The organism is Arthrobacter sp. TE12231 (assembly GCF_054062895.1).
The window spans coordinates 2590870-2605400 of the sequence record NZ_JBSSFS010000001.1 but is presented as its reverse complement, the minus strand read 5'-3'; the positions used below and the strand labels follow the sequence as shown (position 1 = coordinate 2605400).

At 67.5% G+C, this 14531-nt stretch carries 12 protein-coding genes; 4 read left to right on the top strand and 8 right to left on the bottom strand.

Annotation, left to right across the window (positions count from 1 at the left end; translation table 11 throughout):
* Positions 1-49: 49 nt before the first annotated feature.
* Positions 50-1870: an AMP-dependent synthetase/ligase gene (locus ACVWYS_RS11765; protein WP_456509785.1), complete on the bottom strand. Its 1821-nt coding sequence runs from the start codon at positions 1868-1870 to the stop codon at positions 50-52.
* A 210-nt stretch (positions 1871-2080) separates the two neighbouring features.
* Here ACVWYS_RS11765 and ACVWYS_RS11760 point away from each other — a divergent pair, with 210 nt between their 5' ends.
* Positions 2081-3172, top strand: coding sequence for an ROK family glucokinase (locus tag ACVWYS_RS11760; RefSeq protein ID WP_344362235.1), 1092 nt, complete (start codon positions 2081-2083; stop codon positions 3170-3172).
* Positions 3173-3222: 50 nt separating this feature from the next.
* Here ACVWYS_RS11760 and ACVWYS_RS11755 read toward each other — a convergent pair whose 3' ends face one another.
* The 3 genes from ACVWYS_RS11755 to ACVWYS_RS11745 all read right to left on the bottom strand — a co-directional run bounded on the left by ACVWYS_RS11755 (position 3223) and on the right by ACVWYS_RS11745 (position 5622).
* Positions 3223-3825 carry a hypothetical protein gene (locus ACVWYS_RS11755; RefSeq protein WP_456509784.1) on the bottom strand — a complete coding sequence of 201 codons (603 nt, stop codon included), beginning with the start codon at positions 3823-3825 and terminating at the stop codon, positions 3223-3225.
* A 196-nt stretch (positions 3826-4021) separates the two neighbouring features.
* Positions 4022-4825, bottom strand: a complete 804-nt coding sequence (locus ACVWYS_RS11750) for an alpha/beta hydrolase (protein ID WP_344362230.1) — start codon at positions 4823-4825, stop codon at positions 4022-4024.
* On the bottom strand, positions 4822-5622 hold the full coding sequence (locus tag ACVWYS_RS11745; protein WP_344362228.1) for an alpha/beta hydrolase: 801 nt from the start codon (positions 5620-5622) through the stop codon (positions 4822-4824). The genes ACVWYS_RS11750 and ACVWYS_RS11745 overlap by 4 nt, the downstream gene beginning before the upstream one ends.
* Before the next feature lie 113 nt (positions 5623-5735).
* On the opposite strand from ACVWYS_RS11745, the gene ACVWYS_RS11740 reads away from it, so the two are divergent.
* Together ACVWYS_RS11740 and ACVWYS_RS11735 are read left to right on the top strand one after the other, a co-directional pair.
* Entirely contained in the window at positions 5736-6554 is an 819-nt protein-coding gene (locus tag ACVWYS_RS11740; protein ID WP_456507028.1) for a lysophospholipid acyltransferase family protein, read from the top strand.
* A gap of 84 nt (positions 6555-6638) precedes the next feature.
* Positions 6639-8033: a class II 3-deoxy-7-phosphoheptulonate synthase gene (locus tag ACVWYS_RS11735; protein WP_344362334.1), complete on the top strand. Its 1395-nt coding sequence runs from the start codon at positions 6639-6641 to the stop codon at positions 8031-8033.
* Between the two features lie 124 nt (positions 8034-8157).
* Here ACVWYS_RS11735 and ACVWYS_RS11730 read toward each other — a convergent pair whose 3' ends face one another.
* Together ACVWYS_RS11730 and ACVWYS_RS11725 are read right to left on the bottom strand one after the other, a co-directional pair.
* Positions 8158-10308 carry a protein kinase domain-containing protein gene (locus ACVWYS_RS11730; RefSeq protein WP_456509783.1) on the bottom strand — a complete coding sequence of 717 codons (2151 nt, stop codon included), beginning with the start codon at positions 10306-10308 and terminating at the stop codon, positions 8158-8160.
* A gap of 105 nt (positions 10309-10413) precedes the next feature.
* The gene (locus tag ACVWYS_RS11725; RefSeq protein ID WP_456507026.1) at positions 10414-11817 is read right to left on the bottom strand and encodes a LysM peptidoglycan-binding domain-containing protein; all 1404 of its coding nucleotides are present in this window, start codon (positions 11815-11817) and stop codon (positions 10414-10416) included.
* Positions 11818-12228: 411 nt separating this feature from the next.
* Here ACVWYS_RS11725 and ACVWYS_RS11720 point away from each other — a divergent pair, with 411 nt between their 5' ends.
* On the top strand, positions 12229-12582 hold the full coding sequence (locus ACVWYS_RS11720) for an Rv2175c family DNA-binding protein (protein ID WP_091255100.1): 354 nt from the start codon (positions 12229-12231) through the stop codon (positions 12580-12582).
* A 185-nt stretch (positions 12583-12767) separates the two neighbouring features.
* Here ACVWYS_RS11720 and ACVWYS_RS11715 read toward each other — a convergent pair whose 3' ends face one another.
* Both ACVWYS_RS11715 and ACVWYS_RS11710 read right to left on the bottom strand, forming a co-directional pair.
* On the bottom strand, positions 12768-13862 hold the full coding sequence (locus ACVWYS_RS11715) for a polyprenyl synthetase family protein (protein ID WP_344362218.1): 1095 nt from the start codon (positions 13860-13862) through the stop codon (positions 12768-12770).
* Entirely contained in the window at positions 13859-14392 is a 534-nt protein-coding gene (locus ACVWYS_RS11710; protein ID WP_344362215.1) for a hypothetical protein, read from the bottom strand. The genes ACVWYS_RS11715 and ACVWYS_RS11710 overlap by 4 nt, the downstream gene beginning before the upstream one ends.
* Positions 14393-14531: the final 139 nt, after the last annotated feature.

The window sequence follows — 14531 nt, the reverse complement described above, 5'->3', positions numbered from 1 at the left end:
TTCCGGCAGGAGCTGGAAGGACCCTTCGTTTTTGTGGCGCGGGAGCTGCCTAGGCGAGGGTGGGGCGCTTGGCGTTGTACATTTCCTCGATCACGGTCTCGAAGTCCTTGAGCACCTGGGCCCGCTTGACCTTCATGGAGGGGGTCAGATGGCCGGAGGCTTCGGTGAAGTCGGCCGGCACGATCCGGAAGGACTTGATCGCCTCGGCCTGGGACACCGACTGGTTGGCGTGGTTGATGAGTTCCTGGACCGCGGCCTTGACGGCCGGGTTCTCGGCCGCGTCAGCGAGCGAGGTCGACGCCGGGAGTCCGTGGCGCCCCAGCCAGCCGGGGAGGGCTTCCTCATCGAGCGTGACCAAGGCGCCGATGAACGGGCGGTTGTCGCCCACCACCAGCACCTGGGAGACCAGGGCGTCTGCCCGGATCTGGTCCTCTAGCAGGGCCGGGACCACGTTCTTGCCGCCAGCCGTGACGATGATTTCCTTCTTGCGCCCCGTGATGGTCAGGAATCCCTGCTCATCCAACTGGCCGATGTCCCCGGTGCGGAACCAGCCGTCGTGGAAAGCGTCGGCGGACAGGTCATCGCGCTTGTAGTAGCCGCGCATGACGCACACGCCCTTGGCGAGGATCTCGCCGTCGTCCGCGATCCTGACGGCGTTCCCCGGAATAGGAGCACCCACGGTGCCGATCTTGATCAGGTCCGGGGTGTTCACGGTGACCGGCGCGGTGGTTTCGGTCAGCCCGTAGCCTTCCAGGATCTGCAGGCCGATGCCCTGGAAGAAGTGGCCCAGGCGTTCGCCGAGCGGGCCGCCGCCGGACACCGCATGCGAGACCTGGCCGCCCATGGCGTTCCGGAGCTTGGCATACACGAGCTTGTCGAACAAGGAGTGCTTGAGCTTGAGGACAAGGCCCACCTTGCCGGCCTGCCGGGCCCGGGAGTATTCGATCGCGGTGTCCGCGGCGCGGTGGAAGATGGCGCCCTTGCCGCCGTCCTCGGCCTTGGTCAGGGCTGAGTTGTAGACCTTTTCGAAGACGCGCGGGACGGCGAGGATGAAGGTCGGCTTGTAGCTCTGCAGGTCCGGCAGCAGGTTCTTGATGTCCGGTGTGTGCGCCACCGTGACGCCCGCGGCAACCGCGAGCACGGAGATGAAGCGGGCGAAGACGTGGGCCAGTGGCAGGAACATGATGGTCCTGGCCTGCTCGTGGACGATCGTGCCCAGCGACGTGGCCAGGGCGTTCTCGGACAGTTCCACGAAGTTGCCGTGGGTCAGCTCGCAGCCTTTGGGCCGGCCCGTGGTGCCGGAGGTGTAGATGATCGTGGCGACGTCGTTCAGGGACGCCTGGCGGCGCCGCTCCTCGAGCTCGGCGTCGCTGATCCCGGTACCGGCGGCACGGACCTCGTCCAGGCCGTCGCCCTCGAGCTGCCAGACGTGCTGCAGGGCGGCAAGGCCTTCGGAGGTGGCCGCCTGCCGGATGATGTCTTCGTGGTGCGCGGATTCGCCGAAAGCGGCCACGGCACCGGAGTCGCCGAGGTTCCAGGCCACCTGTGAGGGGGAAGAGGTCTCGTAGATCGGGACGGAGACGGCGCCGGCGAACCAGATGGCGAAGTCGATCAGGGCCCATTCGTAGCGGGTGCGGGACATGATGCCCACCCGGTCGCCGGCAGCCACGCCGCTGGCCATGAGGCCCTTGGCGAGGGCTGAGACGTCGGCCAAGAAATCCGTGGCGCGGACATCCTGCCACTGGCCCGCTGCGTCGAGCCGCGAGAACAGCGCAGGGTTCGAGGCCTTGGCCGCCTGGCGTACCACGAGTTCGGTGACGTTGGTGTCCGGATCGACGTTCACCAGGGGCGGGACAATGATTTCTCGCACGACAGCTCCTTTGGTATCCATAGGCCCGCAACGGGTAGGCCTAAGCCTAGTATGCGGTCCCGCGAAGGTGTGTTCTGCGACACCTACTGGCGAGTAACTTTACGGTCGGGCCCGTCATTCCGCCAGTCAGGAGCGTCGGGGAGACCGGAGCCGGGGTGGGGCGCCCGGCCTCCGAGGCTGCGCCGGCGCCGGCGAATAGAATGGGGAATCATGCAGACACCAACACCCGGCCGGCAGCCCGGCCTGCGCCGCCGGACCGCCTCCTGGCGCAGCAAGGCCCTGGCCGGAGCGGCGGCCACTGCGGCCACCCACGACTTCCGTTCGCAGCTGCGGCTGGGCCGCAAGGGCCTGGCAATCGGCGTCGACATCGGAGGCACCAAGGTTGCTGCCGGCGTCGTCGATGCCGAGGGCCGGATCCTCAGCCAGGCGAAACGCTCCACCCCGGGCAACGACCCGCGCGCGGTGGAACAGGTCATTGTCGAACTTGTCGAAGAACTCGGCGCCGGGCACCGGATCTGGTCGGTCGGAATCGGCGCCGCCGGCTGGATGGACCTGGACGGCGCGACGGTTCTCTTCAGTCCGCACCTGGCCTGGCGCAACGAACCACTGCGAGACAACCTGCAGCGGCTGCTGCGGCGTCCCGTCCTGCTGACCAACGACGCCGACGCCGCCGCCTGGGCGGAATGGCGCTTCGGCGCCGGTCAGGGGCAGAACCGGCTGGTCTGCATCACCCTGGGCACCGGGATCGGCGGTGCCATGGTGATGGACGGGCGGCTCGAACGCGGCCGGTTCGGTGTGGCGGGGGAGTTCGGCCACCAGATCATCATGCCGGGCGGCCACCGCTGCGAGTGCGGCAACCGGGGCTGCTGGGAGCAATACGCCTCAGGCAATGCGCTGGGCCGCGAGGCAAGGGAGCTGGCCGCCGCGAATTCACCAGTTGCCCAGGAGTTGCTCAAGGCCGTGGACGGGGACGTCTCACGCATCACGGGCGCGATCGTCACGGAGCTGGCCAAGGCCGGCGATCCGACGTCGCGCGAACTCATCGAGGACGTCGGGGAGTGGCTGGGCCTGGGCCTGGCAAACCTTGCCGCGGCCCTGGATCCCGGAAAATTCGTGATCGGCGGCGGACTGTGCGACGCCGGTGAGCTCCTCGTCGGCCCAGCCCGGAAGGCCTTCGCACGGAACCTCACGGGCCGCGGTTTCCGACCCGCCGCGGAGATCGACCTCGCGGCCCTCGGACCCAACGCCGGCCTCATCGGCGCCGCGGACCTCTCCAGGGTCAGCAGCCGGATGCACACCTAACGCAGTGAAGGCACCGGCGTGAAGGCACTCGCAATAACTGACCGCGCAGGCTAGACGCGCGCCCCGTCGTCATGTTCATCCTTTTCGCCCGGCAGCTTCATGATCAGGAACACCACCGAGGCCGCGAACGCGACCACCATGCCAAGGATCGCCAGCATCGGGGCCGAACGCCAGAACATCGCCGAGAGCACGAGCGCAATCGGGCCGCCCACGGCGCCAAGCCACGCCAGGACCGTCATCGGATCAGACCCGGCCAGGCTGGGCGGCTCCTCGGGGACAAACGCGCCGTCGTCGTCCTCGGGCTCATAGTCGCGGGGGCCGGACGCGGCCTCCGGCACCTCGATGCCGCCCGTCGGCTGGCCGGGGGCAGGCGCGAGCCGTTCCGCGGCGGAGAGCTCGATCGGCGCGGTGCCGGCGAGGCCCAGCGGGTCAAAATCACGGAATGTCCTGGCCCCGGTGCCGGGGCTGCCGCCGGTGCCGTCCGTTCCGCCGGAGGACGGTCCGCCGCCGTCATGCGTGTCGCCTCCGAGGCTCTCGGGCGCGCCTTCCCCGACCCCTTCAAGCCGGGCGACGAGGTCCAGCCACACGGCGTCGTCGTCGGCGGACAGTGCGCCTGCGGCGAGGGAGTCCGGCGACTCTGGGGGCTGGGACACATGGGCATCGGACCCGTGCGGCGGCAGGGGACCGGCGGAATGGGCGCCCGCGGGGTCACGTTCGCCCACTGCACCACTTGAACCCGATGCACCGCTTTCCTTCGAAGCTCGACCGCCGGGGGAACCGGGGTCTGCAGGGTCCGGAGCAGGGGTCTCGGGGTCCGGGGTCTCCGGGTCCGGCATACTGGGGTCCGGTTTAGTCATTGGCCGTGTCCTTCCGGCTGGCGCGGGCGGCGTCCGGACCGGCCGGGGGTGTCACGGACCGCACGAACTCGGCCGTGCCACGGAAGATCTCGGGCGCGTCGTTGTCCATGGTGGCCACGTGGTAGCTGTTTTCCAGCCGGATAACCTCAAGCTGGGCGTTGGTCAGTCCATGGCGCAGGGCTGCCATGCTGGATTCGGACACCACATGGTCCACCGTGGAACGGTAAACCCGGACGGGAGCGGTGATGCGCGGCAGCAGTCGCACGGTGTCCTTGAACATCTTGTTGAGCTCGTGCGCGGCGGCCACCGGCGTCCGCGGGTACGCGCCTTCATCGGTGTCCGGTTTGAGGATGTCGTTGGCGATTGCGGGGGTGCTCTTGAGGACGTATTTCAAGACGCCGGCCAGCGGGGCTCGCGGGTCATCGATGACCAGGCCGGGATTGACTGCTACAACTCCTGCCACGGGGCGTGTGGCGGCAATCCGCAGCGCCAGCGCGCCACCCATGGACAGTCCCGCCACGACCACGACGTCGCATTCCTCCGCCAGCTCAAGGTAGGCGGCGTCCAGGGCCGCGTGCCAGTCCTGCCAGCGGGTCCGGGCCAGCTCCTGCCAGCTCGTTCCGTGCCCCGGCAGCAGCGGCATCCGGACTGCGAATCCGGCACCTGCCAAGGACAGCGCCCACTCCCGCACGCTGTGCGGGCTGCCGGTGAAGCCGTGGGACACCACGACGCCGGTCCGGGGGCCGGCTCCAGTGAACGGGCTGCTGAACGGCGAGTGGTCCGGGAGGATGCTCATGGGGTCTCCGAGGGGGCGGTGGGCGGCGTGGTGGAACGGGCGTGCAGAAGAAAGAATCGGACTGATTCTTCAAAGATTAGCGGCGCATCGGCGTCCAGGGTCGCAACATGCCCGCTGTGCGGGAGGCGGACGACCCTCAGGTCCCGGGACCCCAGGCGCCTGCGCAGCAGTTCCAAGGACGAGGGCGGGACGACGGCGTCGGTGTCGGACTTGAAGACTAAGGTCGGTGCCTGGACGGACGGCAGGTCCCGGAACGTCGCGGAGAAAAGCCGGCGGAGTTGGTGGACCGCCGCCAGCGGCGTCAGGGAGTAGTCGCCGTCGTCGGTGGTGGATGCCGTGGGATTCTCCTCCTGGATCGGCGTCGTGGTCCGCTGGAAGTACTTGAGCAGTCCGACAATCCTGACCCTGCGGTCGTAGAAGCTCAGGCCGGGGTTCACCGCCGCCACACCGGCGACGCTGTGGCGGGCCGCCGTGCGCAGGGCGATGGTGCCGCCCATGGACAGCCCGGCGACGTAGCAGTCACTGGTTCGGGCGGCCAGGTCGAGGTAGGCGGTTTCGAAGCTCGTGTACCAGTCCTGCCAGCCCTTCCGGGCGAGGTCCCGCCAGTGGGTGCCGTGGCCGGGCAGCAGCGGGACCGAGACCGCGAACCCCTGGGCGGCGAGGTGCCGGGCCCAAGGCAGGACGCTGAGGGGGCTTCCGGTGAACCCATGGCAGATGGCCACGCCGATCCGGGCGTTGGGGCCGTGGCCGGGGTAGCTGAAAGCGGCTGGCGCCGTGGACGTGCTGCTTTCGCTCATGAGCCCATCGTGTCACCCTTGGCGACAAAACTCACTAGAGTAAGGTGTCCATTGAAGTCCTGGCCGAACCGGATTCGGGAGGCCCGCCAGACGCCTTCCGGAGAGGTTACCGAGTGTTTTATTGGTTCATGAAGACGTTTGTCCTGGGACCGGTGTTGAAGCTGCTGTTCCGGCCCTGGGTCAAGGGCCTCGACAACGTCCCGGCCGAGGGCGCCGCGATTCTGGCCTCGAACCACCTCTCGTTCTCCGACTCCATCTTCATGCCGGTCATGGTGCCGCGGCCGGTAGTGTTCCTCGCGAAATCCGAATACTTCACCGGCACCGGGATCAAGGGCAGGCTCACCGCGGCCTTCTTCCGGCTCACCAACCAGCTCCCTATGGACCGGTCCGGGGGCGTCGCATCCGCGCAGTCCCTGGATGCCGGCATGGACGTGCTCAAGAACGGCTCGCTCCTGGGCATCTATCCCGAGGGGACGCGGAGCCCCGACGCGCGGCTGTACCGCGGCAAAGTGGGCGTTGCCCGCCTCGCGCTGCAAGCCCGGGTCCCGGTAATTCCGGTGGCGATGATCGGAACAGACAAAGTCCAGCCGATCGGCAAGCGCGTGCCCAACATCCGCCGTATCGGCATGATCTTCGGCGAACCGCTCGACTTCAGCCGCTACTACGGGATGGAAGATGACCGGCTGATCCAGCGCTCGGTGACCGACGAGATCATGTATGAACTCATGCGGCTGTCCGGCCAGGAATACGTGGACGAGTACGCCGCCGTCGTGAAACTCCGTATGGCGGGCAAAGCGCACGACGTGGTCCCGGACCCAGCGCCAGGCAAGGGCCAGGCGGCAGCCTCGGAATCAGTGCAGGAATCATCCCCTGACGACGTCGAGCCGACGGTGGCAGGCGAGGACGGTCCGGAGGTTCCCGGGGGTTCCTGAATCCCCTCCGGTTGCCATATGACGGAAACCGGGCTGTCAATGACAGGCGGGACCGCCGAACAGCCACGGGACAACTATCCTTAGATAGTGACCGAGCTATCTGAGAAACCAGTTTCCCCGCTGACCAGCACCGCCCAGAGCGGAGCCGCCAACTATCCCGGACTGGACAACTGGCGGGAACTCCCGGCCTCGCAACAGCCCACGTGGTCGGACCCGGCTGTCTTCGAAGCGTCCGTCAAGGAACTTTCCGTCCTCCCGCCCCTCGTGTTCGCGGGCGAAGTGGACATCCTTCGCGAACGCCTCGCTGCCGCCGCGCAGGGCAAGGCGTTCCTGCTCCAGGGCGGCGACTGCGCCGAGACCTTCGAAGCGGCGACGGCGGACAAGATCAGTGCCCGCGTCCGGACCATCCTCCAGATGGCCGTTGTCCTCACGTACGGTGCGGCCATGCCGGTCATCAAGATGGGCCGCATGGCGGGCCAGTTCGCCAAGCCCCGCTCCTCCAACGACGAAACACGCGACGGCGTCACCCTGCCGGCCTACCGTGGCGACATCGTCAACGGCTACGACTTCACCCCTGAGTCCCGCGCGCATGATGCCAGCCGGATGCTCAAGGCCTACCACACCTCCGCCTCCACCCTGAACCTGATCCGTGCGTTCACGCAGGGCGGCTTCGCGGACCTGCGCCTGGTGCACCAGTGGAACAAGGGCTTCACCGAAAATCCGGCGCACGCCCGTTACGAGTCGCTGGCCCGGGACATCGACCGTGCCATCAAGTTCATGGCCTCCTGCGGCGCCGACTTCGAGGCACTCAAGCGCGTGGAGTTCTACGCGAGCCACGAGGCCCTCCTGCTGGACTACGAGCGCGCCCTGACCCGCATCGATTCGCGCACCGGGCTGCCCTACGACACCTCGGCGCACTTCCTGTGGATCGGGGAGCGCACCCGCGAACTGGACCACGCGCACGTCGACTTCCTCTCCCGCGTCCGCAACCCCATCGGCGTGAAGCTCGGCCCGTCGACCACCGGCGACGATGCCCTGCGCCTGATCGACAAGCTGGACCCGGAGCGGGAGCCCGGCCGGCTCACCTTCATCACCCGCATGGGCGCCGGCAACATCCGCGAGAAACTGCCGCCGATCGTCGAGCGCGTCACCGCCTCCGGCGCACAGGTCCTGTGGGTCACCGACCCCATGCACGGCAACACGGTCACCTCGCCCAACGGCTACAAGACCCGCAATTTCGACGACGTCATCGACGAAGTCCGCGGATTCTTCGAGGTCCACCACGCGCTCGGCACCGTTCCCGGCGGCCTGCACGTGGAGATGACGGGCGACGACGTCGCCGAATGCCTTGGCGGGGCCGACCCGATCGACCAGGAAGCCTTCCTGGACCGCTACGAATCGGTCTGCGATCCGCGCCTGAACCACATGCAGTCGCTCGAAATGGCGTTCCTCGTGGCCGGTGCGCTGTCCAAGCGCTGACCCGCTGCACTGTCTGAAGTCCTGACAAAGAACTGAAGTCCTGACACAAAAGCTCCGCACGGCTGGTCCAGCCGGGCGGAGCTTTTGTGTGTGGGTGCTGCTCCGAGGGGGCTGCCGAATCGGGTCAGACCACGGTGAGCGTGATGACCGAGCCTTCGGGGACGGCTGTGTTCACCGGATCCTGGGCGCGGACCGTTCCGAAGAATCCGCCCAGGATGTTGTCGATCTGGACTTTGAAGCCGAGGTCCTCTAGGGCTTTCTGGGCGTCCGAGGCCTGCTTCCCGATGAAGCTCGGTACCTGGACGAGCTTCGGTCCCTTGGAAATCGTCAGCGTCACGGATCCGCCCTTGGTCAGGTTGCCGGAGGCAGGGTCCTGGGCCACCACCGCCCCCTTCGGGACGGTCCGGTCATTGACCGGATCCGGGGCCACGACGGCTTTCAGCCCGGCGGCTTCAAGGGCCTTCACAGCGGCACCCTGCTCCTGGCCGCGGACATCCGGAACCGGAATGGGCTGCGGTCCCTTGGAGACCGTCAGGCTCACCGGAGTCCCGTGCCTCACGGGATTGCCGCTGCGCGGCGCCTGGGCCAGGACAGTCCCGGCCGGCGCCGTCTCATCGAACGTCTCGGTGATCGGACCCAAGGCCATTTCGGCGCCGTTGAGGGCGGTCTTGGCGTCGTCCAGGGTCTTCCCCGTGAGGTCCGGCAGCGGGAACAGCTCCGGGCCCTTGGACACGGCAAGGGACACTGGCTGGAATTTCCGGATGACCTCGCCTGCCTTGGGCTCGGAGCCGACCACCAGGCCCGGCGAGACGTTGTCATCGAACACGTCCTTGACGGTGGATTGGAACCCGGCCGTGCGGAGCAGGTCCTGGGCCTCCGCCACAGTTTTGTTGGCCACCGGGGGAATCGTTCCGGGCGAGCCGGGGCCCATGCCGAAGAACCAGCCAGCGACGGCGGCGAGGAGCGCCGCGACCACAAGGAGGACAATCCAGACCAGCCCGCGGCGTCGTCGGTTTCCCTCATGCAGGGTCTTGGTGGGCGTGGCCGCGGCGCGCTGGCGCGCCTTTTCCTCGTCCCGGTCCAGTTTGCGCTGGGCGCGCTTGCTGGTGGCGGTGCCGACGTCGCCGGGTTCGTCGTACCCTGCGGCGCCCTGATAAGCCCCGTCTTCCGGGGTGGACAACGGCCCGTAGGCGGGACGCCTCGGTCCGTTCGTCATCACGGTGGTCGGGTTGCCGCCGCGGGAGATCATCTCCGTGGGCTGCTGGAGGCCGCCGTACACCTCGGTGGGCATGTCGTTGGGGGGCCTCACGTAGGCAGTGTCCTGCACGGCCGACGCCGGTACGGCACCGGCTGGCGGGCGGCTCGGCGGGGCGGCGACGGCCGGCAGCGGGCGGTGGACGGCCGCCGGCGGTTGGAGGTCGAGTTCGGCGTCGCTGAGGTTGGTCCTGATGTGCCGGAGTTCGGACAACAGCGCGTTCCCGTCGACGGGGCGCTTGTCCGGGTCCCGGTCCGTGCACCACTGGACGAGTTCGTCGATCTCTGCGGCCAGCCCCGGCACCTGAACGGACGGTGCCTCCACGGTGGAATTGACGTGCTGGTAGGCGACCTGGATGGGCACCTCGCCGTCGAACGGCTGCCGGCCGGTGACCATTTCGTAGAGCATGATCCCGACGGAGTAGATATCGCTGCGGGCGTCCGCCTGCTTGCCCAGCACGAGCTCGGGGGAGAGGTAGGCGACAGTCCCGATCAAGGCGCCGGTGCTGGTGGACGTCGAAATGGCGCGTGCCAGGCCGAAGTCGCCGAGCTTGATCCGCCCGTCGTCGGCGATCAGGACGTTTTCCGGCTTGATGTCGCGGTGGATCATGCCGGCGGCGTGCGCCGCGCCCAGCCCCTCGACCACAGGGTCGATCAGCGCCAGGGCCAGCCGCGGTGAGAGGGCGCCCTTCTCGTTGAGGACGTCCCGCAGGGTGTGGCCCTTGATGTACTCCATGACGAGGTAGGCAAGGGGGCCGTCTTCGCCCTGGTCCAGGACGCCCACCACGTGGGGATGGGAGAGCCGGGCTGCGGCTTTGGCTTCGCGTCCCAGCCGATCCAGGAACTGCGGATCGTCGGCCAGGTGGGGATGGAGCACCTTCAGGGCGACATCGCGCTCGAGGCGCTGGTCCGTGGCGAGGTACACGGTGGACATCCCGCCGCGGGCAAGCTTGGATTGAACCCGGTAGCGATTGTCCACCAGGTTCCCGACGAGAGCGTCCGACACGTATTCCTGCACCATACAATCCTAGTCGGTGGACAGAAACGGGCCCGGACCAACATGCGATCCGGGCCCGTAGCGAAGAGGTCCGCCGTGCGGGAGCCTGTATTTAGCGGAACCCTGTATTTAGCTGAACAGCGTCCGGTTGGCGTTGATGGCGGCGACATAGGCCTTGGTGTCCTCGTACATGCCGTTCTGGCTGACCGAGTACTGGCCCTGGTAGTAACCGGCGATCGCATTGTCCAGATCAGAGCTGGTGCGCACCAGCTGACGGATGATCGCAACGCCTGCCGTGGCGTTGTCGTACGGATCCAGCAGGTTCAGCTTGCGGCCCACCAGCTCCGAGGCCCACTCGCCCGAGGACGGGATGACCTGCATGGTGCCGATCGCGTTGGCCGGGGACACTGCGCGCTGGTTGAAGCCTGATTCCTGGTACGCAAAGGCGAGGGCCAGGCTGGCGTCGACGCCCATACGCCGTGCCGTGTCCGCCACGATCGACTTCATCTGTTCGCGGGTGGGGACGGGGGAAGCGTTGAGCAGCGCCTTGTTCTGGTTGGCCGAGCTGACCACCGCAGCCGGGTAGGTGAACCCGAGGAACGTGCTGGGCACGAGCGGCGTCGTTGCGGCAGGCTGGGTCGCGGCAGGCGTCGTCGAGGCCGGGGAGAGGGTGGACGCGCCCGGGATGACAAGCTTCTGGCCCGGGTAGATAATGCTCGACATCGTCAGCCGGTTGGCGGACAGGACGTCGGAGAGCCGGACGCCGTTGCGAGCCGCGATGCCGGAGAGGGTGTCGCCGGACTTGATGGTGTAGGAACCGGAGCTGGCCGGCGCCGTTGCGGGCTTCGACGGGGCTGCCGGGGCCGGTGCCGCGGGAGCGGACGGCGCCTGCGTGCTGGAACCGCCGCCAACCTTGACCTTCTGGCCGGGATAGATGACGGAGCCCATACCGAGCCCGTTCCACTTGAAGACCTCGGACAGCCCAACGCCGTGGCGGGCGGCGATGGCGCTCAGGGTGTCGCCGGACTTCACGACGTAGACGCTGGCCTGGGCCGACGTCACTGAGGCGGAAGCGGCCGGCTTTGAAGCGGTCGGTGTGGCTGCCGTGGACCCCGTGAGCTTGATCTTCTGCCCGGGGTAAATGATGGTGTTGGCCTGCAGATTGTTCAGCTTGAGCACGGCGTAGGTGTCCAGGCCGTAGCGGCCGGCAACGGCGCTGATGGTGTCGCCGCGGGCGATCGTGTACTGGGCGGGAACCGCCGACTGCGCCGGCCGCAGGGCGCTGGGCAGCGTGACCGGCACGGAAGCGGCGGGAATCACTGCCGCCTTGAGGGACGTGGCCACCTCAGCTTTCGCCTGTGCACGCATGGCGGCCGCGAGGGTTGCCGGGACCGCACGCGCACGGGGTTCGGCAGCCGCAGGCTGGGCGATCGCCAGGGAGGAAAGCACGACGGCGGGAAGCGCCGCCGTCGTCGCCGCGATCAGCGGCAGGCTGGGCCTCGGGTGGTGCTGTGGCGCACGTGAGGTTGTCATTGGAAAGATCCTCTTCTCAGCGGCAACGCTGCGGTCAGGCCGGTACAACTGGTGTTACCAGTGTGACAAAAGTTATTTCTGTTACAAATGTGATCTATGTGAATGTCTCATGAATTGGCAATTAGCACAAGAACTGTTTGATATTCCGCAAAGCGATTTTCGCCGTGTCGGCACGTCGGCCTCCGCACGCAGTTGCGTCGGACACCCAGGGGAGCCCCTTGTCAGTCCCTTATACGGATCCTGTTGGTGCTGCGGGAGCGCCCGGGCAGTCCGGCGGAGTTCCGGAGAGTCCCGGCGGGCCTTCGGGTGGAGCGGAGCAGCATTCCCGGCGTGGCCGGTTGGCTATGACGGGCTGGCATTTACCCGGACCCCGACTAGGCGGCGGGCCCCCCGCCGTGGCAATCTTTATCCGTGAGTAATGTAGAAAGCCTCGTGGGCGAATGGCTGCCCCTGCCCGATGTCGCACAGCTTCTGAACGTATCTATTACCAAGGTCCATGCACTTCTGGACGAGCGTGCGCTGGCGGCCGTGAGAATCGGCGACCGGCGCATCCGGTCCGTACCGGCGGCTTTCATCCAGGACGGCCACGCAGTGGAGAGCCTGAAGGGCACCATTGTTGTCCTCTCGGACGCCGGATACTCGGACGAGGAACTGATCAGCTGGCTCTTCACTCCGGACGAATCCCTGCGGGGCCGGCCGATCGATGCCCTCCGTGAAGGCCGCAAGACAGAAATCCGCCGCCGGGCACAGTCCCTGGCCTGGTAGGAGCACCCTGGCAGTCATGAAGTGATCGCACCGGCATCCTCAACGAGGTCCGGTCGTCTTCATCACTGCCAGTCCTGTTTAACATGTAATTAACGCGTATTTAACACGTCGTGTTTTGGCGTTTGCGGGCCGTGTACAGCGCATGTCGCTGTGCACGGCCCGTTTCGCGTCTTCCCGGGCCCGGGTCAGGCGGCGCGGCTGACCGTGGCTTCCGCCAGCTTGCGGAGCGCCGTCTTGGGCAGCTCCTCCAGCGGCAGGAGGTCCAGGGCGGCAAAGGCCGCCTTCCCGAACTCCTCAATGAGTACTTCCGTGGCCTGGAGCGCACCGCAGTCCACGATGATCCGCCGGATCTCCGCAATGTCGGCATCGCTGAGCTCGGGGTTGCCGAGCTTGGCATCGATGAACTCTGATTCGGCCGGCGAGGCCTGGTCCAGGGCGAACGCGACCAGGACCGTGCGCTTGCCCTCGCGCAGATCGTCACCGGCAGGTTTGCCGGTGGTGACAGGGTCGCCGAAGACGCCAAGGACGTCGTCGCGCAACTGGAACGCTTCGCCGAGCGGCAGGGCAAAAGCGGAATAGCCGCGCAGCAGCTCGTCGCCGGCACCGGCAAGGGCGCCCCCCAGCGCGAGCGGGTGCTCCGTGGAGTACTTGGCCGACTTGAACCGAATGATGGACTGGGCCCGGCTGACCGCACCGGCGCGGTCCCGCCGCGGCCCGGCGACCTCTTCGAGGATGTCCAGATACTGCCCGGCCATCACTTCGGCGCGCATGAGGTTGAAGATCAGCCGCGCGGGGCTACCGGACGCGGCGCGGTGTCCGATTTCCGTGAACGATTCCTCGCTGAAGGACAGGCAGAGATCGCCGGTCAGGATGGCGGCGGCATGGCCGAACCGCTCACTGTCCAGCGCCCAGCCCTGGGTCTCGTGCAGTTCGCTGAATCGGCGGTGGACGCTGGGGCCGCCACGCCGGGTATCGGAGCGGTCAATGATGTCATCGTGGATCAGGGCCGCGGCCTGGAACAATTCCAGGGCCGAGCCCGCCGTCACCACCTCGGCCGCGCCGGCCTCCCCGCCGGCGCCGCGCCAACCCCAATAACACATGAGGGCCCGGAGGCGCTTGCCGCCGGTGACCAGGTTGGAGATCGAGCCCATGAGCGGATCGATGTCCTGCGAGATCGAGGACATGACCGCCTGGCGGCTGGTCAGGAAATCCGTGAGCTTGCCGGCGACGGCGGCCACGAAGGCCGTCTGCTCGAGTCGCAGCTGTTCGGCGAGGGTCACTTGACGGACTCGGCAGCGACGTTCGCGCCAATGGTGAACGTGGACACGCCACCGGTTTCCATGACGGAGATGTTCACGGTCTCGTTGTCGCCGCGAAGGAAGTCCTTGGAAGGCAGCGTGCCCACGGTTTCACCGGGAACGGCCTTGAAGCCCTGCGCCTCCAGCCCCTTGGTGTAGAAGGCCAAGACGTCGGCGGCCGGCGCCGTAATGCTTCCGACGAGTGCCACGGTGGCCGGCACGGTGGTCTTGTCGAAGCTGCTGGACACCACCTTGGCTGCGGGCATGAGCGGCAGGAGCGTCTGCGGGAAGCCGGGAACCAGCGCGCCGACGGTGGCTGAGGTGCCAGGCTCCGCGGAGGGGCTGGGCGGAGCCGTAGTGGAGGATTGCGGCGATGCCGCAGAGCTCGACGTTGACGTCGACGACGCCGCCGGAGTCCCGGTGCTGGCCGGCGTGCATGCGGCCAAGGCCAGTAACGTGCCCGCCGCCGCGATGGCCGCCGTGGCACGTTTGCGCTGTCCAAATACCTTCACAGGGACTTTCCTCCTGGTGTCGACGCGGAATCAGCCTCCAGTTTAGTCAGTCCCCGGGCATAGGATTGAAGACGTGGGGCCGGACGCAGACAAACACCAGGGAGCAAGGGGCGGAGTGCAGCCAACTGTGCACGCCAAT

Excerpts from the sequence above, each read along its gene's own strand:
- ACVWYS_RS11760 (WP_344362235.1), top strand. The coding sequence starts at position 2,081 with ATGCAGACACCAACACCCGGCCGGCAGCCCGGCCTGCGCCGCCGGACC.
- ACVWYS_RS11725 (WP_456507026.1), bottom strand. The coding sequence starts at position 11,817 with ATGACAACCTCACGTGCGCCACAGCACCACCCGAGGCCCAGCCTGCCG.
- ACVWYS_RS11750 (WP_344362230.1), bottom strand. The coding sequence starts at position 4,825 with ATGAGCATCCTCCCGGACCACTCGCCGTTCAGCAGCCCGTTCACTGGA.
- ACVWYS_RS11745 (WP_344362228.1), bottom strand. The coding sequence starts at position 5,622 with ATGAGCGAAAGCAGCACGTCCACGGCGCCAGCCGCTTTCAGCTACCCC.
- ACVWYS_RS11730 (WP_456509783.1), bottom strand. The coding sequence starts at position 10,308 with ATGGTGCAGGAATACGTGTCGGACGCTCTCGTCGGGAACCTGGTGGAC.